We start from the raw sequence: 19,647 nt of genomic DNA on the forward strand, positions 1-19,647 counted from the left end.
TCGGCATGGTCCCACTCCTGGAGTTCCTCCTCGTCGTCGAACCATCCGAAAGGACCGGTCATGGAAAAACTGATGCAGCGTCGCGGCGAAGTGCTCGCGCGAGTGCACGAACTCCGGGAATCACAGGTCAAGCCGCAGGACAACGGGGAGAAGCTCGACCGGGAGCTGGCCGCCCTCCACCCGACGCTTCCGCTCAAATGGCTGACCTCCTCCCTGTTCGCCACCGGCACGGCCTTCGTCGGCTTCCTGTACAACACCGGGTTCAGCTGCTACGTGTCCGCGGACGGCGACGACAAGTGGCTCTTCGCGGCCAAGAGCACCACGGACGGGGCCGTGCGCTGGACGCTGTACAAGGACTCCGTCGGCAACCTCGTGATCAATGCGACGATCGGCGGGGCCACCTTCTTCTTCAACTGGCGGAACACGACGGGGGCCTGCAAACTGTACGACAGTTACGACAAGATGACCGCGCAGACCTGGGTGCAGAGCGGCGTCTTCGACGGCGACACGTTCCAGATGCAGAATGCCGACAACAAGCAGCTCATCGGGGCCTGGTCCAATTCCGACAACGAGCTGTACAACAGAACGAACATCGTCCGCCGCGAGTTCGGATTCCAGTTCTTCGACAAAGAGGCGTTCTCCGCGGACGACAGGCTGATCTACAGCGCATTCATGAAGGAAAACGGCAGTATTCACTGAGGCGATGCCGCGGCCTTCGGGACGGCTGTCTCCCCGGCGGCGCCGTCCGAGGCCGCTTCGGTGCTGGTGTAGAGGATTTCGCGGGCCTGTTCTGCGGCACGGATGAGGCTCTCGCCGACGAAGTCGAGGTAGCGGGCGACGCTCTCCAGGCGGGTGGCGGCCGGGGTGCCGCGGCCGAGGACGCCGACGCCCTGCCGGGCGAGGTCGACGACCTGCGCGAGCGATCGGCCGCTGGCGATCGTCGACTGGTGCCAGAGGTCGTCGTCGACGACATAGCGCTCGCGCCGGCGCTCGTCGCGTTCGCGGCGGACGAGGTCCTGGCTCTCCAGGTAGGTGATCGCCTTGGAGATGGAGGCCGGGCTGACCTGGAGGCGCTGGACGAGCTCGGAGGCGGTGAGGCTGCCCGTGTCGGTGGTGTAGAGGCAGGCCAGCACCCGGGCCATCATCTTGGGCGTGCCCCCTTGCATGAGGACGGTGGTCCACATCTCCTCGTACTCGCGTACGGCCTCGGCGTCGCGTCCGTACGGCTGCGGGGGCGCCTGCGGCCCTCGGGGGGCGGCCTGCCGGCGTCGCTGGGTGCGCTGCTGGGTGGCGCGGTGGGCCAACTCGGCGCGGTAGCCGGTGGGGCCGCCGTTCCGCGACACCTCACGCGTGATCGTGGAGGTGGGACGGTCGAGGCGGCGGGCGATCTCGGCGTAGGCCAGGCCGTCGGCCAGCCCCACCGCGATCTGCTGGCGCTCCTGCTGGGTGAGCCTGCCTCCCGGCATCCCGTCCTCCTTCATGCCCCATGGGTGCTCCATGGCGCTGCTCGGTGTTCCTCGACACTTGGAGCATAGCGTTCAGCGTCAACACATTGCAATGATCAAGTGGCCGTCATTGCGTTAACCTCGATGACCGTTGCAACAATTTCCTCATGTCTACCTGGTGTTTCGTCGATTCTTCGCAACTCATGTGTTGCATAGTCTTGGAATGCAACGTAGCTTTTGCGATGTCAGAAACAGCGTGGCGCACAAGGAGCACATCATGCAGAAGTTCGACACCTCCGCCCCGATCACCGCCGTCCTGGACATCCCCGCGGGGCGCGTCCAGTTCATCGCCGCCGACCGGGCCGACACCACCGTCGAGGTCCGGCCCGCGGACGCCTCGAAGAGCCGCGACGTGAAGGCGGCGGAGCAGGCCACGGTCGAATACGCCGACGGTGTCCTGCGGATCGAGACCGCCGCGGAGAAGAACCAGTACTTCGGCCCTTCGGGAGCCGTCGAGGTGACGGTCCAGCTGCCCGCCGGTTCGCGGGTCGAGGCCAAGGCGGCCAGCACGGAGCTCCGCGGCGTCGGCCGCCTCGGCGACGTCACCTTCGAAGGCGCGTACCGTCAGATCAAGATCGACGAGGCCGCGAGCCTCAACCTCACCGCGACCGACGGCGACGTCGAGGTCGGCCGGCTGACCGGCCCGGCGGAGATCAGCACCGCACGCGGCGACATCCGGATCGCCGAGGCCGTGAGCGGCAAGGTCGTGCTCCACACCCAGTCCGGCGACATCTCGATCGCCGCCGCCCCCGGCGTCTCGGCCTCCCTGGACGCCGGCACCAGCCACGGCCGCATCACCAACGCCCTCAAGAACGACGGCACGACCGAGCTCGACATCCACGCCACCACCTCGAACGGCGACATCACCGCCCGCAGCCTGTGACCCGCAACCCCCGAAGGGGACGTGGACCGCGTACGGAGGAAAGGGCAGCGTCCCCTTTCCTCCGGGAGCAGCGGGTGGTCAGCGGGTACGTCATGGGGGGCGGGAATACTGCCCTCCAGCACAGCAACGTTCACTGATCCGAGCACACGCGCACCGGACCACGCGGCAGCCATCCACCGTCGCGTCGAACAACGCCTCCAGCCCGTCCCCGGTCTCCAGGCCCGCGCGCCGAGGCCGCTTCACCAGCTCGCCCCGGGTGGAGCGTGCCGCCCTCTGAACCCCCGGCGGGGTTCAGGAGCAACTTCGAGCCTCCCTGCACCTGGGGATCGAAGATCGATGTCGCTTGCAGGTCAGCGGGGCCCGCCGTACAAGGACACCCGTTCGTCCTTGTCGTGGTCGATCTCCTCGGTCAGAAACACGTCGCTTCGCCACGGCTCATGGGCGATGTTGACGGTCCATTGCTCGTAGTACCACGCGGTGCTGTAGCCGCTGAAACGGAAATTGGCCTGGTAACGGGCATGCTCGCCGGGCTGAAGCAGGAACACCTGACCAGGGAAGCGGTTGGTCGGATATGCGGCCCACACCGGGGTCCGCACTACTTCAACCGCTGCTCCGGACAGCTTGAATCGCAGCCCATCGAGCTGCGCCGGAAGGGTGTGGTCGCCGATGACAGCGGTCGGCGTATATCCAGTCCGCTCCTCGGCAAGCAGATCATGGACGACGAGTGGAGCGTCGGGCATCGGCGGCAGCTCGAACGTTGAGGGGATCTCGCGTCGCCGCGTGGCCTCCGCGGCGCCACGCACGTGCTTGGTCCACCGGACCACGATCCGCTGCACGATCACCACGCTGTACCCCTGCCCCTCTCCAGCGTCCACCCGTGGCTGTCCGACCCGGCCGCGCAGTACCGCCTGACCGCCAACTCTTTCATCGCCGACGGCGGCTGCTTCGTGCTGACCGAGGGCATCGACCGGGTGGAGAAGGTACGGACATCGATGCCTTCGAGTCCTCGACGGGCCCCACAGCCCGCTGCCGGTCCCGGCCCTGGGCCGCGTCACCCGCGCGAACTAGCCCTGCACGTCTCTTGGTGCGCGGTCATGGGCGGGCTCCTTCTCGACGGCGATTCGGCGAGCGAGTGCCTGGCCCGCCGGCAGGTCGGCGACGAACGCCCGGAGGAACCCGGTGATCTGATCGACGTCGCGCCCTTCGGCCGCGGCGTCGATGGATCGGTAGAGATCGTGCTCGATGTCGGTGATCTGCCCGGCCAGGCGCATACCCTCCTCGGTGAGGGACAGCTCGATGTGGCGGCGGTCGTGTGCCGACACCTTACGGTCGACGAGGCCCACCGTGGCGAGCCGGTCGACCAGGCGGCTGGGACTGTTGCCGCTCTCGCAGACCAGCAGCTCGCCGAGCCCGGAGAGGGTGAGGGGCCGGTGGTCGGCCAGGATGCGGAGGACCTCGGCCTGTGAGGGCGTGATCCCGAGCGGCTTGAGCGCCTGGCCGAGCAGCCGGTTGCCCTCCCGCTGCGCGGCCAGGATCAGGTAGCGGAGTTCTTCAGCGGCTCGCATGTGCGACCGCCTGCCGCCTCCGGGCGAGAGCCGTGGTCACGGGCGCCAGCCGGGCGGCCGCTCCCGGATCGTGGGCCGGCAGGATCACCAGGCCCGGGTTGTGCTCCCGCAGCGAGTTGATCGCCTTGGTGGTGTCGGCCAGTTGCCGCCTTTCGCCCACTCCCGGCGTGTGGCCCTCCTGCAGCAGATGGGCGTCGTACGTCAGGTCGCCGACCATCAGCAGCGGCGGGTGCCCGGGGCCGCGGACCAGGAGCGACAGTGACCCGGGGGTGTGGCCGGGGGTGGGCAGCAGCACGAGGCTGCCGTCGCCGAACAGGTCGTGGCCGGTCGTGAAGGGCGCGAGCCCGGGATCCCGGACGTCGCCGAACTCGATGTGCCGCCAGCGCAGCCCAGGCAGGTCGATGTGGGAGCGCAGCAGCCCCCGCAGCTCCGGCAGGGCTCCGTCGAGCGTCTGCCACTCCTTGCCGCTGACCACGATCTCGGCGCCGGTCAGCTCCCGCAGCCCGCCGATGTGGTCCTGATGCAGGTGGGAGATCACCACCGTGTGTACGTCCGCTATGTCGTAGCCGCCGGCGGCCAGCCGGGCGGTGAGGGTGTCGGCCGGGCCGATGTCGAAACGGGCCAGCCGGTCGTACATCACTCCCGTGATGCCACCGGGGAAGTAGCCGGGGTCGGTCACCGACGCCCGGTCCTGGCCGGCGTCGAAGAGCACCAGCCCGTCCTCATGCTCGATCACGTAGACGTTGATCGGCAGGGGAGGGGTCCACCGGCGCGAGGTGAACAGCCACCAGTACATCGGCTTGCGGGTGGCGGCCACGTGCTCCGGGTGGATCGACACCGTCCCGGTGCTGACCACCGAGACGTGCTTGATCGGACTCGTCATGTCGGCCATCTCGTCTCTCATGGACATTACATTACACGACATGTATGTCGTGTCAAATATCTATGAGTGGCCCTGGCAGCGGTACTTGCCGGGGGCGATGCCGTACTGGCGCTTGAAGACGCGTCGCCTTCTGTGAGGTGGAGCCGAAGCGCATCAGACTCCTGACATGCTGCTCGCAAAGACGAAGGCCGATCACCGCCCCATCAGGACAAACACAGCTCAGTGCGCTGATCGCGTCCCGGCGGCTCCCCCTTGCTTCCCACCTCATCGGGGCACGCAGCGGGCACGGCCGCCAGGCACCTCAAAAGGAGACCCAGCAGTAGAGCAGCTGATCGTTCTCTCTCGCCCGGCGTGCCAGACCGACAAGCTCCTTGGTGAGCGACAGCATGTAACCGTCGTCATCGTCGGTGAAGTGCGAGAACTCCTCGATGGCTGCCCACTGCTCCGCCAGCATCGGCAGGCGGGCGTCGTCCACACCGGCGAGCATGTCACGAGCCTCCGCCGGCAGCTCCATGATGCAGGACCCTTCCAGGTACGGGGAGTCTTCGGGGAGGGCGTCCCGCTCCTCGTCGCTGCGTGGCGCACCCTCCGGAGGCGGATACAGCACGACCACCTCGACCAGCCGCACGGAATAGTCGACCTGGCCGGCGAACGCTACGAGCTGGCCCAGGACCACTCCGGGGTCGATCCATTTGGTCACCACCACATCGAACTCCGGAAGTCCACACGAGGCATCGGCGGTCTCACGGGGATGCTCAGGTTGAACGATCGCCACGGCACGGTCCGCGGCACGGTAGTACTCGAAGAAGACGCCCACGTAAGCGCTCCTGTCCCGGGTCCATGGCGAGATGGCCCCCTTTGGCACGTCGCGGACACGCTAGGGCATGCGACTGACATCACGAGCAGGGAGCCTCGCTTGAGGCGAACGCGCCCTCCGTCACCGGTGGCGGACATCGGCGCGCACCGGCGGCGGCCTGGTCTTGCCGCGCACTGCTCCAAGACGTCCGGTACCTGAGTGCGCAACCAGCCAGTAGACCGGGCACCGATGACTTTCAGGCGGCAGTGCCGTCTACAGCATCAGCGACAGGCCACAGACGCCCCGGCCACGCGAGCGCTGCGGCCCGGCACACGCACGTGCCCCTGGCAAGCACGGTCCCCAGACGACCCGAGACCACGGAGTTCTGATCATGCGGAAGCTGATAGCGACAGTGTTCAACTACTCCCTCGACGGCCTTCTCGCCGACGAGGGCACCGAGTTCTGGAAGTTCTGCTTCGACCTCCCCGAGAATCGTGAGCCCGACGCCCCGGCGCACCTCGACTTCCTCCAGAGCGCCTACGCGCACGTCATGGGCCGCACCGCCTACGAGGGCATGGCCGGGGCCATGACAACGTCCACCGACCACCCGTTCGCCGACATCCTGAACGCCGGGCGCAAGGTCGTCTTCTCCCGGACCCTGAAGACGGCCGACTGGGCCAACACCACTGTCGCCGCTGGTGACACGGCAGAAGAGATCGACAAGCTCAGGCTGGGCGGCGACGGCCACATCGTGGTCTGGGGCGGCGTCAGTCTCTGGCGGTCGCTCATGCGGCTCGACCTGATCGACGAGCTCCAGGTGAGCATGTTCCCCTACGTTGCCGGCGAGGGCACCCGGCTGTTCGACGGCGTCCCCAAGTCCTACCAGCTCGACCTGGTCTCCAGCACCGCCTCCAGCAGCGGGATCGTATATCTGCAGTACCGGCGACACCGCTGACGCAGCGACCGGATATGTGCAACGAGCGGCAGCCACGCGAGCGCCGCCACCTGTCCGCGGAGTCCACGACCCAACTCAACCAACGAGCAACACCGGCGGTATCGTCAGGCGCTCCTTGAAGACCAACTGCGACCCCGGTGCCCACAGAAGATCAGAAAGGCCCTCTCCCAAATTTGGGAGAGGGCCTTTCACCTGCGGAGGATCGGGGATTTGAACTCCGGATGGTGTTGCCACCAAACCGCATCAGCAGCTCGGGTCTCAGAGGTCCTAACAGAAAGATCAGCGGACGAGGAGCCGCCGACAAATGATCGCGTCAGCAAGCGTCATGTACGTCTCGTGGATGTCGTCGCAAACCCTTCCAGCGGATACGCAGGCGACCGGGCTCGGCCCCGTTTCGGGGCGTCCTTGAGCGCCCGGACGTGGACGCTGTCGATAACCGCTTTGGACCAGTCGAGCTGGCCGGCGGGGTGCACCTCGGCGAGGCAGGGTCGGGAGCGAGGCACTTGCGCCACCACCTCGCCCGACAATTCGAACGTGTCCACCACAACCGCAACCAGGAGGGACATGCCCTCACCGCTTGATCGCGGCCGTCGCCAAGGGCGAGCTACACCTCTATCGTTCGGGGCTTTGGTCACGAGGGCGCAGACATTCGAGGGTTGCCGAAAAGGTGGTGTATATGACTAGATGATCTAGTTGCTGAAGATGCTGAGTTCGTCAGCATGCTGAAGAGCCGAGAGGGAGGTGCCTCATGACCCGCAAGGACACCGTCTGGGATTGATCCAGGATGAGGTGACAGCGGCCGGCACACAGGCTGCGGCGGTGAGCCGGCCCTCTTCATGAAGCGCATTGCGGAGAATGGATGAGGCGTCCGGCGACGGATGAGGAACGGCCGGCGGGCTATCGGGATCTGTTCGTTCTGGTGGAGTACCGTGCAGTCTTCGCCGCGAGCGTGCTCTCCTGGATCGGGGACTATCTGTGCAAAGCCGCGGTAGCGCTGCTGGTCTTCGATCGCACCGGCTCGGTGCTGGCCTCGGCAGCGGCCTTCGCCGTGGGGTATCTGCCGTGGCTCACCGCAGGGCCCTTACTCGCGGCAGTGGCCGAACGGTATCCCTCGCGCTCAGTGATGATCTTCTGCGATCTGGTCAGAGCGGCGCTCATCGGGCTGATCGCGATCCCCGGCGTGCCTGTGGCGGTCCTGCTGGTGCTGCTGTTCGCCAGTGGGTTGTTCGCCCCACCGTTCGAGGCCGCCCGTTCCTCTCAGCTCCCGCACATCCTGGCCGGTGACCTGTACCCGCTCGGCCTCGCCTTCAACAACGCCATCTTCCACCTGGCCCAGGTCTTCGGGTACGCCGCCGGAGGAATGATCGCCGGCTACAACCCGCATGCCGCGCTGCTGCTGAACGCCGGTACCTTCGTCGGCTCGGCGTTCCTGCTGCGCCGTTACGTCAAGCTTCGGCCGGCGACGCTCGGTGCCACCCATCGCCTTGGCCTGTGGCGGGAGACTGGACAAGGGTACGCCGTCGTCTTGGGCGACCCGGTGATGCGGGCCATCGCCCTCATAACCTTCGCAACGGTCACCTTCGTGATCGTTCCGGAGGGCCTGGCGGCGGCCTGGGCGTCCGAAATCGACGGCGGCGGCGCGGCACAGGGGCTCATCATGGCCGCGAACCCGCTCGGTGTCGCCATCGGCGGACTGATACTGACCCGGCTGCTGCGCTCGCGTACCAGGACCCGGCTGATCCGCCCCCTAGCGGTCCTGGCTCCCCTCACGCTGGTCCCCGCGCTGCTCGACCCGCCGCTCGCCGGCGTGCTGCTCCTGGTCACCGCCTCCGGCGTGATCATGTCGCTGCTGCTGCCCGCCGCTCAGGCGCTGTTCAAGAGCGTGCTTCCCACCGAATACCGGGCCCGGGCGTTCGGCGTCATGAACAGCGGCATCCAGATCGCCCAGGGCACCGCGATCCTGGCCACCGGCGCCCTCAGCGAACGCTTCTCCACCTCTACCGTCATCGGAGCATGGTGTGGCGTCGGGGTTGTCCTGATGCTCTTCGTCACATTTCGGCCGCTGGCTCCCCCCGAACCATCGGCTCCTTCACCCGATCCAGCAGAGAGAACACGTTGAACGCTCCCACCGCCCGCGCCCTCGGCGACGTCGCAGACGATAAGGCCGGCAACAAGACAACGGAAGAAGGCCGGCAGGCAGAACGGACGGTATTCGGTCCCCGTAACGGGGACGCGATCGGGGACATGCTGCGCGATGCTTACGACGCATCGCTGGAGTCGGCTGCCACCCCGGTGTTCCATATCGCGGAACGCAGCGACGGGCTGGTGAAGCCCGTGCCCGTCGAACCATGGATCGCGCCGGTCGACCAATGGCCGGACGGTGAGCGCCAAGCGCTGGACTTGCTCAAGGGCAGAGTTCTGGACGTCGGCGCCGGCGGAGGGCGGGCCGCACGCGCGTTGCTCGATCGGGGCCACGCCGTTACAGCGATCGACATCTCACCGGGCGCGCTCGAAGTATGCCGACGGCAAGGGGTACGTTCCGCCGTTCTCGGCACGGTCCACGAGCATGCCGCGACGGGAGAGCTATACGACAGCTTCCTGCTCCTGGGCGCCAACCTCGGTTTGCTGGAGAGCCGGGAAAGGGCGCCGGAATTCCTGCGGGCGCTGGCGGCGATGGCCGCGCCCGGCGCCATCATCGTCGGCCAAGGCCGCAACCTGACGGACTCCGCCGATCCCCTGCACCTGCCCTACAACGAACAGAACCTCCGGGCGGGGCGCATAGCCGGACAACGCACCATGCGGGTCCGCTACCGCGACGTCGCGACGCCCTGGTTCGACTACCTCAGCCTGGCACCACGCGAACTCGCCGAACTCGCCAACGGAACCGGCTGGGAACTCGCCGACATCGTCTACTACGAGAGCTCAACGGCCGTCTACCTCGCGACCCTCCGCCAACGGAAATGACCTGTTGACAGAGCAGGGCGTCCACATCCGCGTCGTCCAGGGGATCTCGGCCACACGCGTGTGACCACCGAGCGCTACACGCACGTCGCCACTCTCCAGATGAGAGACGCCGGCGACCGTATGGACTCGGCCCTCTGGGCTCGCCCTGACGGGGCAACTGCGACCCACAGCCCCTCAGACAACGGAAAGGCCCTTCCCAGAATCTGGGAAGGGCCTTTCACCTGCGGAGGATCGGGGATTTGAACCCCGGATGGTGTTGCCACCAAACCGCATTAGCAGTGCGGCGCCATAGACCTGACTAGGCGAATCCTCCTGGAAGCCAAGCGGCTCAGGACAGCGTACCGGCCTTCTGGCGAGGCGGCAAAGCGGTTGGCCAGCGAGCCTTCCCGTCATGTTATCCACAGCCTGTGGACAGAGACCTGTGGATGGAGCCCGCCCGGTGGGGCGGGCACGCCATGACCTCAACGCTAGGCGGGGTTGGCCTCGCCCTCGATCTCAATCTTGATCTTCTTGCCGACCAGGACGCCGCCGGTCTCCAGGGCCTGGTTCCAGGTCAGGCCGAAGGCCTCGCGGTCGATCTCCGTGGTGATGGAGTAGCCCCACACCGACTGGCCCCACGGGTTCGTGCCGGCGCCGCCGTACTCGACCGTGAGCTCGACCGGCTGGGTGACGTCGCGGATCGTGAGGTCGCCGACGACCGTGAAGCGGTCGTCCGACTGGTGGACGACGCGGGTGCTCCGGAAGGTGATCTCCGGGAACTTGTCGGTGGCCAGGAAGTCGTCGCTGCGCAGGTGGCCGTCACGGTCGGCGACGCCCGTGTTGATGCTGGCGGTCTGGATCGTGAGCTCGGCCGACGACTCGAGCGGGGTCTCGCCGATGGTCACCGAGCCGCTGAACTCGCCGAACGTGCCGCGCACCTTGCTGACCATCATGTGCTTGGTCGAGAAGCCGATGCTGGTGTGGGCGGCGTCCAGGTTGTAGGTGCCGGGGGCGGGGATGGTCAGGCCTTCCCAGGTACGGGTGCTCATGGGGGTTCCTCCAACGAAGCTTGCCTTGCGGATATTTGCGCTAACAATGGTCTACAGGAGGAATATTCCTCACGTCAACTATGTCCAGCTAGAGTGTGAACGTGCACCACATCGACGACCCTCGGCTGACCGCCATGGGGCTGGTGGCCGAGGTCATAGCGGGTCTGAACTCCCGGATGCAGCCCGTGCTGAGCGCGGCCGGGCTGTCCGACATCGATTTCGAGACGATTCTCCGCCTCGGTCGTTCGCCCGGCCAGCGGCTGCGCATGACCGATCTTGCGGCCCAGACCGGCCTGTCCACCAGCGGCGTCACCCGGGTCGTCGACCGTCTGGAACGTGACGGCCTCGTCGAGCGGGTGGCCTGCGCCTCCGACCGGCGGGCCTCCTACGCGGCGCTCACCGACGCCGGCCGCGCGCGGCTCGAAGCCGTGCTGCCGCTGCACCTGTCCGACATCGAGAGCTGTTTCACCGGCCTGCTGGACGACGAGGAGCTCACGGCCTTCCTCGCCACCCTCCGCAAGATCCGCGACGTCGTACGGCCCTGCGCTACAGCGGGGACGGGGGAGGGACCTCCGGATCCGCGACCGTGATGCCCAGCTCGTTCCGGAGCTTGGCCATGGCCCGCGACACCGTGCTCTTCACCGTGCCGACGCTGATGCCGAGCACCCGGGCGACCTCCGGCTCGGTCAGATCCTCGTAGTACCGCAGCACGATCGCGGCCCGCATGCGCTCGGGCAGGTTGCCCAGCGCCTTCTCCAGCCGTTCGTGGACCTCCCCGTAGGCCCCATGGGAGTCGTGCGCCGCGCAGGGCACCTCGGGCAGCTCGTCCGACGGGTACTCCTCGACCTTGCGCCGCCGCCACTGCGAGATGTTGATGTTCACCATGGCCCGCCTGACGTAGCCGTCCAGGGAGCCGCGGTCCTCGATGCGGTTCCAGGCCAGGTACGTCCGGGTCAGCGCGTTCTGCAGCAGATCCTCGGCGTCCAGCGGGTGACCGGTGAGCTGGTGCGCGGTGCGCAGCAGCGACGGCCCGCGGGCGCGCACGTACTCGCGGAACTCCTCTTCGCCCTCGATGATCTGCATCGTCGTCAGAATCGCAGCCGAACGCCCCGTTAGGGCTGAACCAGAATCCAAGATTCGGCCCGCCGACGACAAAGGTCCGTCAAGGTTGGTGGCGGTTTGTACGACCACGGGTGCGAACTCCTTCACCGGGGGGTGCGTTATTTGCTCCCTTATGCGGTGTCACCCCCACACGACCGGCCAAGACGTGTGAATCTATAGGCGACGAGAAGGGGTAGGCATGGGCCATCCGAGCGTTGACAGGCGCAGGCTGCTCGCCGCCGCGGCACTGGGCCGGGAGCCCGGGGTGCCGGGGCCGGCCCCGGACGACGGCGACCCGGTGCACGCGGTCACAGGGGAGATCCGCGACATCAGCCCCCATCTGGTCCTCATCGAGACTCCCGACGGCCAGGAGGAGCGCCTGGTCATCGCGCCCTGGGCCACCGCCTGGAACGGCACCGACACCACGCCCGCCGACCTGCCCATCGGCGCCCGCGTCGTCATGCGGGCGCTGCGCGAGGGCAGGCTCGTCGAGCGGATCTGGGCCGGCATCACCCGCATCACCGGGACGATCCTGTCCGTGGAGGGGCGCGGGGACCTGGCCGTCGAGCTGGCCTGCGGCCCGCACCGGGGCCGCCGGACCATCACCGTCCCGTACCGGGCCATCGGCCGGCTCCAGGTACGCCACCCGCGGCTGGAGCCCGGCTACCTGTTCGACGCGATCGGCGTCCAGCGCGAGGGCGGCTGCCTGGCGCTGCTGCCCGCGACCTCGCAGCCCGCCTACCCGGCACGCGCCGTCCCCGACCCGCCGCCCGTCTACGCCGGCGCCCAGCAGCGCGTCTCCGGCACGGCCACCTGGTCCGACGCGTTCGACGAGGGGGAGCGGGGCCTGGCGTACCCGATGATGGAGCGTTCCGACACGGGCTGCCCGGAGGCCGAGGTGTCCTGCGCGGGCCTGCCGTACCTCGCGATGGGCTCGCTGGTGCAGGTCCGCAACCTGTGCGCCGAGCGCTCGGCCAACGTGCCGGTCGTCGCCTGCGGCTGCGTGGCCGGCCGGTTCTGTGACCGTTGCGTCGAGTGCGGCACGTCGCCCCGCGGGCGCATCGCCGAGCTGTCGCCGACGACGTACGTGGAGCTCGGCGGCGACCTGGTCAAGGGTTGCTTCAACGCTCAGATCGGATTGGGGTGACGCTCGTGCTGGCATCGCAGCAGCCGGTGCTGATCGTACTGCTCGTCCTCGGGACGGTGGCCAAGGTGATCACGGTGCGCTCCGGAGGGGAGCCGGGGGCGCTGTCGCGGCTCGGCCCGGCCGTCCTGGTGCCGGGGCGCATGCAGGCCCCGGCGCTGATCGTCTGCGCCGCCGGCGAGCTGGTGCTCGCCGGCGGGCTGCTGCTGACCGGCCATCCGGTGTTCCGCTGGGGCACGGTGACGTTCTTCACGCTGTCCACGTACGTGCTGCTGGAGCTGCGCAGACGCCGGCCCGACGCGGGCTGCGGCTGCTTCGGCGAGGTCAGCTCGGCGCCCGTGGGACTCCGCTCGGTCGCGAGGACCGTCGTGCTCACCGGCATGGCGGTCATGACGGTGTGGGCGGAGACGCCGGGGTGGGCGGTCTTCGCCCGGCCGTCCTGGCACACCTTCGCCGGCCTCGTCGTGCTGCTCGCGCTGTCACCGGAGCTGGAGGAGATGGTGGACCGGCTGCGTTACCGCGCTCCCTGTGAGCAGCGCCGCGGCCCCGCCGAGAGCGTCACGCTGTCGCGGCTCAGGAGCAGCGGAACGTGGCGGGCCCACCAGGCCGAGCTCGCCGCGGCGGAGCCGTACGACAGCTGGCGGGAGCTGTGCTGGCGCTTCTTCGCCTTCGACGGGCAGGGCGACCGGGACGTGGTCTTCGCGGTGTACCTCAGCGGGCGCCGGCCGGTGGTGCGGGCGGCCGTGGTCAACCGCGAGGACAGCGGCTCCATGCCGGAATATACTCACGTATCGGCCTGACACTAGACAGCCGTAGATTTCCCACGACAGCTTGATGTAGCTCTATTGGGCTGTCTAGCTTCCCCACTAGACAGCCCAATAGAGGATTAGGGGATGCCGCTCAGATCGGCTGAGCCCGCAGGAACCTCCCGAAATGCGGCACCGTGAACGCGATCAGCCCGCGCTCGGCGCTGTAGATCAGGCCCTTCTTGATGAGGCTGTCGCGCGCGGGCGACAGGCTGGACGGCTTGCGGCCGAGGGCGTCGGCGACCTCGGCGGTGGCGACCGGCTCGTCGCCGATCTGCGCCATGGCGTGCATGTAGTCGCGCTCGGCCGGTGTCGCCCGCTCGTAACGGCTGCCGAAGAAGCCCACCGCCAGCTCCTCCTCCGCCTCGGGGGCCGACACCCGCACGTCCTCCACCGTGATGGGGCTGCGCGGCGCCAGGTCCCAGGCGACCTTCCCGTACGCCTGCACGAAGTAGGGGTAGCCGTCGGCCGCCTCGTAGAGCGCGTCGAGGGCGTCCTGGGTGAACTCGACCTCCTCCTCGCGCGCCGGCAGGATCAGCGCCATGTCGGCGGCCTCCCGGTCGAGCCGGTCGATGCGGGCGTAGCGGAACAGCCGCTCGGAGTAGCTCTTGCTGGCCGACAGCACGCTCGGCAGGTGCGGCAGCCCGGCGCCGACCACGATGAGCGGCCCGCCCGACTGGGACAGCTCGTGGCAGGCGGCGCACAGCGCCGAGACGTCGGAGGCCGGCACGTCCTGCATCTCGTCGATGAACAGCGAGATGCCGACGCCCAGGTCGGTGGCCACACTCGCCGCGTCGACGAACAGCTCGGTCAGGTCGATCTCCAGGTCGCCGGAGTCGGCGCGGCCACGGCTGGCCGGCACCTCGATGCCGGGCGACCAGTGCGAGGTGCCCTTGGCCGCGGCCGGGTCACGCATGGCGAACGCCTTCAGCACGCCGAGGAACTCCTCGATGCGCTCCGGCGCGCGGTGGCGCGGTGCCAGCTCGCGGACCGCCATGTGCAGGGCGGCGGCGACGGGACGGCGGATCGACTGCTCGGGCCGGGCCTCGATCTTGCCCGTGCCCCACAGCCGCTGCATCGCCATGGACTTGAAGGTGTTGAGCAGGACCGTCTTGCCGACGCCGCGCAGCCCGGTGACGACCATGCTGCGCTCGGGCCGGCCACGGGCCACCCTCTCCAGCACGACCTCGAACTGCTGGAGCTCACGGTCTCGGCCGGCGAGCTCGGGCGGACGCTGCCCGGCTCCGGGGGCGTAGGGATTGCGTACAGGGTCCACGCTCTCGGACTTTATTGCCGGATATAGCGGCCGTCGTAGATTTGCGCAGAAAGCCGTACGGCGTGTCCGGGCAGGGGCGGTCGCCGTCATCGTCATCGGACAGACCCCCCCTCTCACCTGGCCGAACCCCTGTTCGATTCGACATCCAGAACTGTAGCGCGGACTCGAACGCCCGTGCGATGCTTTCGGGTAAAGATCTTCGCAACAGATCGGCCCGAGGCTCTTCGGCCCGGCGTCCGGGGGCGTACGGACTGTTGGACTTGGCAGCCGTCCCGCCAGCGCAATAGCGTTCACCCCCATGCGGACCTTCGCGAACGTACATGAGCTCAAGGCGGCCGTCGGCGAGACGTTCGGCCCGACCGAGTGGCGCACGGTCACCCAGGAGCAGGTCAACCTGTTCGCCGACGCCACCGACGACCACCAGTGGATCCACGTCGACGTGGAGCGGGCCAAGAGCGGGCCGTTCGGCGGCACGATCGCCCACGGCTACCTGAGCCTGTCGCTGCTGCCGTCGTTCATGTTCGAGCTGGTCAAGGTCGAGGGCATCGCCATGGGCGTCAACTACGGCCTCAACAAGGTCCGTTTCCCCCGCCCGGTGCCGGTCGGCGCGCGGGTGAGGGCCTCGGGCGAGCTCACCGACGTCAAGGGCACGCCCGCCGGCTACCTGTCCAACCTGAAGATGACGATCGAGGTCGAGGGCGAGAAGCGGCCGGCCTGCATCGCGGAGACGCTCAGCCTGTACGTCCCCGCCGAGTAGCCGTCACCGCAGGGACAGGACGATCGCGACGACCGCCACCGCGCCCAGGAGTCCCAGGTAGGCCAGCACGAGCCGGGTGTCCCGCAGCAGGCACTTGCTGCGGGTCAGCCCGGCCCGCCGCGCCTTCCAGTACCCCGCGAACCCCAATCCGGCGAACCCCAGCACCACCCACGGCCCGAGCAGCCACGCCAGCAGCGCGACCGTCGCGTACACGCACAGCCGGAGCGGATCGTACGGCTCCGCCTTCTTCACGCCGGGGTCATCGGCAGCGGCCTTCACGTGAGCACCTCCAGCGGCAGCCGGGTCCGGGGCTGCGACGCCACCGCCGACAGCCGCTGCGCCGAGAGCTGCGGCCACGCCTGCACCGCGCAGAACGGCGCGCACTGGTCCTGCTCGGCCCGCGTGCCCACGTGGACGCAGCACTGCGTGAGCCGTTCCTCGATCATCGTCGAGATGTCCATGAACGGCTTGATCGTCACCCGCACCACCCGCTCGCCCAGCATCCGGCGCAGCTTCGCGCGCCGGCCCGGCAGCGCCGACGAGGCGAGCGTGAGCAGGGTGGCCACGCCGAGGTCGCAGTTCTCGCAGATGTCGCGCCACAGGTCGCCGATCCGCGGGTGCGACAGCGACGACTGCTCCGACAGCAGCCCGAGCAGCGACTCCTGTACGGCCAGCCGCAGCTCGCGCGGGATGTCACTGTCGGCGATCCGGTTGGAGACCAGGCCCAGGTTGGCCTTGAGGCGGTCGTGGCCCATCAGCGCCACCAGCGACTTCCACTGCCGCGAGTCGTCACGGATCAGGTAGCCGACCGAGCAGCAGTGCGGGTGCGAGCAGGGCAGCGCGGTCAGGTCGCGCCACGTCACCAGCCCACGGGTCTGCGGCCCGAGCCGGCTGAGCACGCCGGTGTGGGTGAGCCGGTCCATCGGGTCGATCAGCGCCGAACGGCCGGAGCCGAACTGCGGCTGCAGCGACACCCCGCCCACGAACGGCGTGTCGAGGGCCAGCCGCACCACGTCGCCGATCTCGCCGTCGTTGACGCCGAGCGCCGCGGTCATCACCAGCGTGGTGAAGATCTCACGCTCCGACAGCCGCCGTACGGCCTGCTCCTTGAGCCGCCGCAGGTCACCGCCGCGGTGGTGCCGTGACGCCTCGGCCGAGCTCCCGTCGTACTGGAGGTAGACCTCGACCCGCTCGCGGTGCTCGGTGAGCAGGTCGAGCAGGTCGTCGTCGCGGGCGACGAGCACGCCGTTGGTGTTGATCAGAATGCGGGTGACCGGCCGCTGCGTGAGCTCGCGCAGCAGGAGCGGGAGCTCCGGGTGCAGGGTCGGCTCGCCGCCGCTCAACATGAGCACGTCCAGCCGGCCGTTCTCGCGGGCCAGGCGCTGGTCGACGTTGGCGAGGACGTCCGCGACCGGGACGATTCCGCTCAGGTCGGGCGAGCTGTCGGCGAAGCAGGTCGGGCAGCGCAGGTTGCACGCCTCGGCGATGTCCTCCAGCAGGATGCACGTGTGCTGCGTCTGCATCTCCGGCAGACCCTGGAGGTACGCGGCGGGGATCGGCGCGAAGTTGCCCGACACGTCCGGGACGTGCTGCTTGGTGGGAGCGGTCCACTCCTCCAGGTACGTCAGGATCTCGGGGTCCTCGTCGTACAACGTCCGGACCAGGCCGTGCTCGCGGCACCCGCGCTCCAGCCACACCCGGCCGTCCCGGACCGCGAGGTAACCGCTGAGCCGCTCCACCCGCTCCAGCTCCTGGCCGTGACAGTGCGGGCAGAACGCGTTGACGTACCTGAGGATGCGGTCGCCCCGCAGTCCCATCCCAGTGCTCATGATCTGACCTTCCGCCGGAGAAGCGCATCGTAGCGGCCGCGCCGCCAGCCGTACCCGACCCGTACGGCCACCAGGAGCAGCCCCGGGACGAGGAACCACTGCGGCCGGGTCAGGTCGAGCCACACGGTCTCGTTCGCCCGGGTGAACTCCACCAGGAACCGGAAGACCGCGTAGCCGGCGAGGTACAGCGTGAACAGCTCACCCGGCCGCGTCACCCTGTCCCGCGCCCAGACCAGGGCGCCGTACGCCACGAGCTGGAAGATGATCTCGTAGACGAACGACGGGTGCATGGCCTGGCCGGTCAGGCAGCCGGGACACTCGGGGGTGGTCGGGGGAGCGTGGACGCCCCACGGCAGGTCGGTGGGCCGGCCGGGGGCCTCGGTGAGGTGGCAGCCGATCCGCCCGACGGCCATGCCCAGCGCCACCGCCGGGGCGAACAGGTCGCCGGTGCGCTCCTGATAGCCGATGATCCGCTTGGCGATCAGCACGCCGGCGTACGCCCCGGTCAGGCCGCCCAGGATGCTGCGGGAGCCGTACAGCCACAGATCGTGGAGGTCGAGCGTCTCCATCCAGCCCGCCAGGCGCATCCCGATGGCGCCGCCGACGAGCGCGCCGGTGACGGCCACCAGGGACTGCTCGCTGAGCGCGCCCCGCCGCCGCGCCTCCCGTACGAACACGACGGAGGCGACGAGCACCCCGAGCCCCACGAAGATCTCATGCAGCGGCATGTCAGCCGTACAAACTCGGGTTGAGGCCGGTGCAGTACCCGGCGGACACCATCGACCACAACGCCCAGCCGATCATCAGCCCGAGCCCCAGCCCCGTCGCCCACGGCCGCCGCACGAACAGCAACCCGGCGCCCGCCCCGAGCCCGACGAGAGCCAGCGCGACGGCGCCGACGGCCATCCACGGCGTGCCGCCGTTCCGCCCCATGGCGGCGAAGAACATCAGGAGGCCGAGCACGACGTTGACCAGGCTGTAGAGAGCCACCCCGGCGAACGCCAGCCCGATGACCAGGCCCGGGGACCCTTCCCGGGGCGGCCTCGGGGGAGGCGGCCACGCACCGTACGGCGGCGGCCCGTGCTGGTGCGGTCCGTCCGGCGGCGGCGGCGGTGGCGGTGGTGGCGGTGGTGTTGCGCCCATCCCTCAGAACACTCCCCGCTACGAGTAGAGATCCGGGTTGAGCCCCGTACAGAACCCGGCGGACACGATCGAAGCCGACGCCCACCCGATCATCAGGCCCAGCCCCAGCCCCAACGCCCACGGCTTACGCCGAAGCACCAGCACGACTCCGCCGCCCAACGCCCCGAGAGCCAGGAACGCCGCCCCGACCCCGATCCCGGCCGCGGACTCGAGGCGCAGCACGGCCAGGCCCACGACCACGTTCACGACCCAGTACCCGAAGGCGCCCGCGAAGGCCAGCCCGACGACCTGCCCGGTCTGTGAGGGTGGGGGTTGGCCCGGGGAGGGCGGAAGCGGAGGAGAACTCACGACGGCCAGCCTACGGGCCACTCCCGACAGGAGATAGGCCGTCTGTCCTCCGGCTTCCGGTCCGGCCGTCGAGCGCTCAGTTTCCACTCCCCGAACGGTCAGTACTGGGGCACGCTGATTGCAGCCACCCAAGCGAAAGCCGAGGAGCAAGACATGAACCCGAACCTCCAGCCCGCGCCGGCCCTCCTCGCTCCACTGGCACCCCTCGTCGGCCGCTGGACCGTCCAGACACACGTACCCGGCCTCACCCCCGCCTGGAGCGAGTTCACCTGGGCCGAGAACGGCCTGTTCCTCCGCCAGGTCTCCGACATCGACGAAATACCGGAATCCGCTCCTCAGGAGTGGCGGGAGCACGCACCCTTCCCCACCACGGTCCTGATCGGCCTGGACGACGCCACGGGCGAGTTCACCATGCTGTACGCCGACGCCCGAGGCGTTCACCGCGTCTACCGGATGACCTTCATCGACGGCATCTGGCGCATCTGGCGCAATGCCCCCGGCTTCCACCAACGCTTCACCGGCACCCTCCAGGGCGACACCATCGACGCCCAATGGGAGTTCTCCAAGGACGGCACCACCTGGAACGTCGACTTCACCCTCACCTACACCCGTACAACCACCTGAACCCAAGGGCCTCGGCTTTCGCGGTCCTCGGCTTTCGCGG

The 19,647-nt window shown here is 68.7% G+C and carries 23 protein-coding genes and 1 tRNA gene; 10 read left to right on the forward strand and 14 right to left on the reverse strand.

What is annotated here, in order from left to right:
- The first annotated feature begins 60 nt into the window (after positions 1–60).
- Positions 61–699, forward strand: coding sequence for a hypothetical protein (locus ACIBG4_RS26470; RefSeq protein ID WP_397204106.1), 639 nt, complete (start codon positions 61–63; stop codon positions 697–699).
- Here the strand turns inward: ACIBG4_RS26470 and ACIBG4_RS26475 are convergent.
- Positions 693–1,466: a helix-turn-helix domain-containing protein gene (locus ACIBG4_RS26475; protein WP_397204248.1), complete on the reverse strand. Its 774-nt coding sequence runs from the start codon at positions 1,464–1,466 to the stop codon at positions 693–695. The two genes, ACIBG4_RS26470 and ACIBG4_RS26475, sit on opposite strands and share 7 nt — an antisense overlap.
- Before the next feature lie 256 nt (positions 1,467–1,722).
- On the opposite strand from ACIBG4_RS26475, the gene ACIBG4_RS26480 reads away from it, so the two are divergent.
- Entirely contained in the window at positions 1,723–2,388 is a 666-nt protein-coding gene (locus ACIBG4_RS26480) for a DUF4097 family beta strand repeat-containing protein (protein ID WP_397204107.1), read from the forward strand.
- Between the two features lie 350 nt (positions 2,389–2,738).
- Here ACIBG4_RS26480 and ACIBG4_RS26485 read toward each other — a convergent pair whose 3' ends face one another.
- From ACIBG4_RS26485 to ACIBG4_RS26500, 4 genes are all read right to left on the reverse strand, one after another.
- The gene (locus ACIBG4_RS26485; protein ID WP_397204108.1) at positions 2,739–3,233 is read right to left on the reverse strand and encodes a hypothetical protein; all 495 of its coding nucleotides are present in this window, start codon (positions 3,231–3,233) and stop codon (positions 2,739–2,741) included.
- A gap of 219 nt (positions 3,234–3,452) precedes the next feature.
- Positions 3,453–3,953, reverse strand: a complete 501-nt coding sequence (locus tag ACIBG4_RS26490) for a MarR family transcriptional regulator (protein ID WP_355434566.1) — start codon at positions 3,951–3,953, stop codon at positions 3,453–3,455.
- Positions 3,940–4,857: an N-acyl homoserine lactonase family protein gene (locus ACIBG4_RS26495; protein WP_397204109.1), complete on the reverse strand. Its 918-nt coding sequence runs from the start codon at positions 4,855–4,857 to the stop codon at positions 3,940–3,942. The genes ACIBG4_RS26490 and ACIBG4_RS26495 overlap by 14 nt, the downstream gene beginning before the upstream one ends.
- Before the next feature lie 280 nt (positions 4,858–5,137).
- A complete protein-coding gene (locus ACIBG4_RS26500) occupies positions 5,138–5,653 on the reverse strand; it encodes a hypothetical protein (protein ID WP_397204110.1) in 516 nt (171 codons plus the stop codon).
- A gap of 370 nt (positions 5,654–6,023) precedes the next feature.
- On the opposite strand from ACIBG4_RS26500, the gene ACIBG4_RS26505 reads away from it, so the two are divergent.
- The 3 genes from ACIBG4_RS26505 (at position 6,024) to ACIBG4_RS26515 (ending at position 9,551) form a co-directional block, all read left to right on the forward strand.
- Entirely contained in the window at positions 6,024–6,587 is a 564-nt protein-coding gene (locus tag ACIBG4_RS26505; RefSeq protein ID WP_397204111.1) for a dihydrofolate reductase family protein, read from the forward strand.
- Positions 6,588–7,446: 859 nt separating this feature from the next.
- A complete protein-coding gene (locus ACIBG4_RS26510; RefSeq protein WP_397204112.1) occupies positions 7,447–8,706 on the forward strand; it encodes an MFS transporter in 1,260 nt (419 codons plus the stop codon).
- Positions 8,703–9,551 (forward strand): methyltransferase domain-containing protein, encoded by an 849-nt coding sequence (locus ACIBG4_RS26515; protein ID WP_397204113.1) that lies wholly within the window; start codon positions 8,703–8,705, stop codon positions 9,549–9,551. The genes ACIBG4_RS26510 and ACIBG4_RS26515 overlap by 4 nt, the downstream gene beginning before the upstream one ends.
- Positions 9,552–9,775: 224 nt before the next feature.
- On the opposite strand, the gene ACIBG4_RS26520 is transcribed toward ACIBG4_RS26515, so the two are convergent.
- Together ACIBG4_RS26520 and ACIBG4_RS26525 are read right to left on the reverse strand one after the other, a co-directional pair.
- Positions 9,776–9,864: transfer RNA gene (locus ACIBG4_RS26520), tRNA-Ser, on the reverse strand.
- A 154-nt stretch (positions 9,865–10,018) separates the two neighbouring features.
- Positions 10,019–10,579: a YceI family protein gene (locus ACIBG4_RS26525; RefSeq protein ID WP_310707479.1), complete on the reverse strand. Its 561-nt coding sequence runs from the start codon at positions 10,577–10,579 to the stop codon at positions 10,019–10,021.
- A gap of 101 nt (positions 10,580–10,680) precedes the next feature.
- On the opposite strand from ACIBG4_RS26525, the gene ACIBG4_RS26530 reads away from it, so the two are divergent.
- Positions 10,681–11,169: a MarR family transcriptional regulator gene (locus tag ACIBG4_RS26530; protein ID WP_355434536.1), complete on the forward strand. Its 489-nt coding sequence runs from the start codon at positions 10,681–10,683 to the stop codon at positions 11,167–11,169.
- Here ACIBG4_RS26530 and ACIBG4_RS26535 read toward each other — a convergent pair.
- On the reverse strand, positions 11,126–11,662 hold the full coding sequence (locus ACIBG4_RS26535; protein WP_310707477.1) for a SigE family RNA polymerase sigma factor: 537 nt from the start codon (positions 11,660–11,662) through the stop codon (positions 11,126–11,128). The two genes, ACIBG4_RS26530 and ACIBG4_RS26535, sit on opposite strands and share 44 nt — an antisense overlap.
- A gap of 217 nt (positions 11,663–11,879) precedes the next feature.
- Between ACIBG4_RS26535 and ACIBG4_RS26540 the strand changes: the two genes are divergently transcribed.
- Together ACIBG4_RS26540 and ACIBG4_RS26545 are read left to right on the forward strand one after the other, a co-directional pair.
- Positions 11,880–12,827: a hypothetical protein gene (locus ACIBG4_RS26540; protein WP_397204114.1), complete on the forward strand. Its 948-nt coding sequence runs from the start codon at positions 11,880–11,882 to the stop codon at positions 12,825–12,827.
- A 5-nt stretch (positions 12,828–12,832) separates the two neighbouring features.
- A complete protein-coding gene (locus ACIBG4_RS26545) occupies positions 12,833–13,624 on the forward strand; it encodes a MauE/DoxX family redox-associated membrane protein (protein ID WP_397204115.1) in 792 nt (263 codons plus the stop codon).
- Positions 13,625–13,724: 100 nt separating this feature from the next.
- On the opposite strand, the gene ACIBG4_RS26550 is transcribed toward ACIBG4_RS26545, so the two are convergent.
- Positions 13,725–14,906 (reverse strand): ATP-binding protein, encoded by a 1,182-nt coding sequence (locus tag ACIBG4_RS26550; protein ID WP_310707474.1) that lies wholly within the window; start codon positions 14,904–14,906, stop codon positions 13,725–13,727.
- 298 nt (positions 14,907–15,204) lie between these two features.
- On the opposite strand from ACIBG4_RS26550, the gene ACIBG4_RS26555 reads away from it, so the two are divergent.
- Positions 15,205–15,663, forward strand: a complete 459-nt coding sequence (locus ACIBG4_RS26555) for a MaoC family dehydratase (RefSeq protein ID WP_310707473.1) — start codon at positions 15,205–15,207, stop codon at positions 15,661–15,663.
- A gap of 3 nt (positions 15,664–15,666) precedes the next feature.
- Here ACIBG4_RS26555 and ACIBG4_RS26560 read toward each other — a convergent pair whose 3' ends face one another.
- The 5 genes from ACIBG4_RS26560 to ACIBG4_RS26580 form a co-directional block, all read right to left on the reverse strand.
- Positions 15,667–15,942: a hypothetical protein gene (locus ACIBG4_RS26560; protein WP_397204116.1), complete on the reverse strand. Its 276-nt coding sequence runs from the start codon at positions 15,940–15,942 to the stop codon at positions 15,667–15,669.
- The gene (locus tag ACIBG4_RS26565; protein ID WP_397204117.1) at positions 15,939–17,492 is read right to left on the reverse strand and encodes a radical SAM protein; all 1,554 of its coding nucleotides are present in this window, start codon (positions 17,490–17,492) and stop codon (positions 15,939–15,941) included. The genes ACIBG4_RS26560 and ACIBG4_RS26565 overlap by 4 nt, the downstream gene beginning before the upstream one ends.
- Positions 17,489–18,220: a prolipoprotein diacylglyceryl transferase gene (locus tag ACIBG4_RS26570; protein WP_397204118.1), complete on the reverse strand. Its 732-nt coding sequence runs from the start codon at positions 18,218–18,220 to the stop codon at positions 17,489–17,491. Before ACIBG4_RS26570 ends, ACIBG4_RS26565 begins: the two co-directional genes overlap by 4 nt.
- 1 nt (position 18,221) lies before the next feature.
- Positions 18,222–18,482 carry a hypothetical protein gene (locus ACIBG4_RS26575; protein WP_397204119.1) on the reverse strand — a complete coding sequence of 87 codons (261 nt, stop codon included), beginning with the start codon at positions 18,480–18,482 and terminating at the stop codon, positions 18,222–18,224.
- Positions 18,483–18,653: 171 nt separating this feature from the next.
- Positions 18,654–18,983, reverse strand: a complete 330-nt coding sequence (locus ACIBG4_RS26580; RefSeq protein ID WP_397204120.1) for a hypothetical protein — start codon at positions 18,981–18,983, stop codon at positions 18,654–18,656.
- Between the two features lie 153 nt (positions 18,984–19,136).
- On the opposite strand from ACIBG4_RS26580, the gene ACIBG4_RS26585 reads away from it, so the two are divergent.
- A complete protein-coding gene (locus ACIBG4_RS26585) occupies positions 19,137–19,607 on the forward strand; it encodes a hypothetical protein (protein ID WP_397204121.1) in 471 nt (156 codons plus the stop codon).
- Positions 19,608–19,647 lie beyond the last annotated feature (40 nt).

Origin of the sequence: Nonomuraea sp. NPDC050383 (genome assembly GCF_044459125.1) — a bacterium.
Lineage (GTDB): Bacteria > Actinomycetota > Actinomycetes > Streptosporangiales > Streptosporangiaceae > Nonomuraea.

Excerpts from the sequence above, each read along its gene's own strand:
- ACIBG4_RS26475 (WP_397204248.1), bottom strand. The coding sequence starts at position 1,466 with ATGCCGGGAGGCAGGCTCACCCAGCAGGAGCGCCAGCAGATCGCGGTG.
- ACIBG4_RS26535 (WP_310707477.1), bottom strand. The coding sequence starts at position 11,662 with ATGCAGATCATCGAGGGCGAAGAGGAGTTCCGCGAGTACGTGCGCGCC.
- ACIBG4_RS26540 (WP_397204114.1), top strand. The coding sequence starts at position 11,880 with ATGGGCCATCCGAGCGTTGACAGGCGCAGGCTGCTCGCCGCCGCGGCA.
- ACIBG4_RS26570 (WP_397204118.1), bottom strand. The coding sequence starts at position 18,220 with ATGCCGCTGCATGAGATCTTCGTGGGGCTCGGGGTGCTCGTCGCCTCC.
- ACIBG4_RS26495 (WP_397204109.1), bottom strand. The coding sequence starts at position 4,857 with ATGAGAGACGAGATGGCCGACATGACGAGTCCGATCAAGCACGTCTCG.
- ACIBG4_RS26525 (WP_310707479.1), bottom strand. The coding sequence starts at position 10,579 with ATGAGCACCCGTACCTGGGAAGGCCTGACCATCCCCGCCCCCGGCACC.
- ACIBG4_RS26555 (WP_310707473.1), top strand. The coding sequence starts at position 15,205 with ATGCGGACCTTCGCGAACGTACATGAGCTCAAGGCGGCCGTCGGCGAG.
- ACIBG4_RS26510 (WP_397204112.1), top strand. The coding sequence starts at position 7,447 with ATGAGGCGTCCGGCGACGGATGAGGAACGGCCGGCGGGCTATCGGGAT.
- ACIBG4_RS26505 (WP_397204111.1), top strand. The coding sequence starts at position 6,024 with ATGCGGAAGCTGATAGCGACAGTGTTCAACTACTCCCTCGACGGCCTT.
- ACIBG4_RS26585 (WP_397204121.1), top strand. The coding sequence starts at position 19,137 with ATGAACCCGAACCTCCAGCCCGCGCCGGCCCTCCTCGCTCCACTGGCA.
- ACIBG4_RS26490 (WP_355434566.1), bottom strand. The coding sequence starts at position 3,953 with ATGCGAGCCGCTGAAGAACTCCGCTACCTGATCCTGGCCGCGCAGCGG.
- ACIBG4_RS26565 (WP_397204117.1), bottom strand. The coding sequence starts at position 17,492 with ATGAGCACTGGGATGGGACTGCGGGGCGACCGCATCCTCAGGTACGTC.
- ACIBG4_RS26480 (WP_397204107.1), top strand. The coding sequence starts at position 1,723 with ATGCAGAAGTTCGACACCTCCGCCCCGATCACCGCCGTCCTGGACATC.
- ACIBG4_RS26470 (WP_397204106.1), top strand. The coding sequence starts at position 61 with ATGGAAAAACTGATGCAGCGTCGCGGCGAAGTGCTCGCGCGAGTGCAC.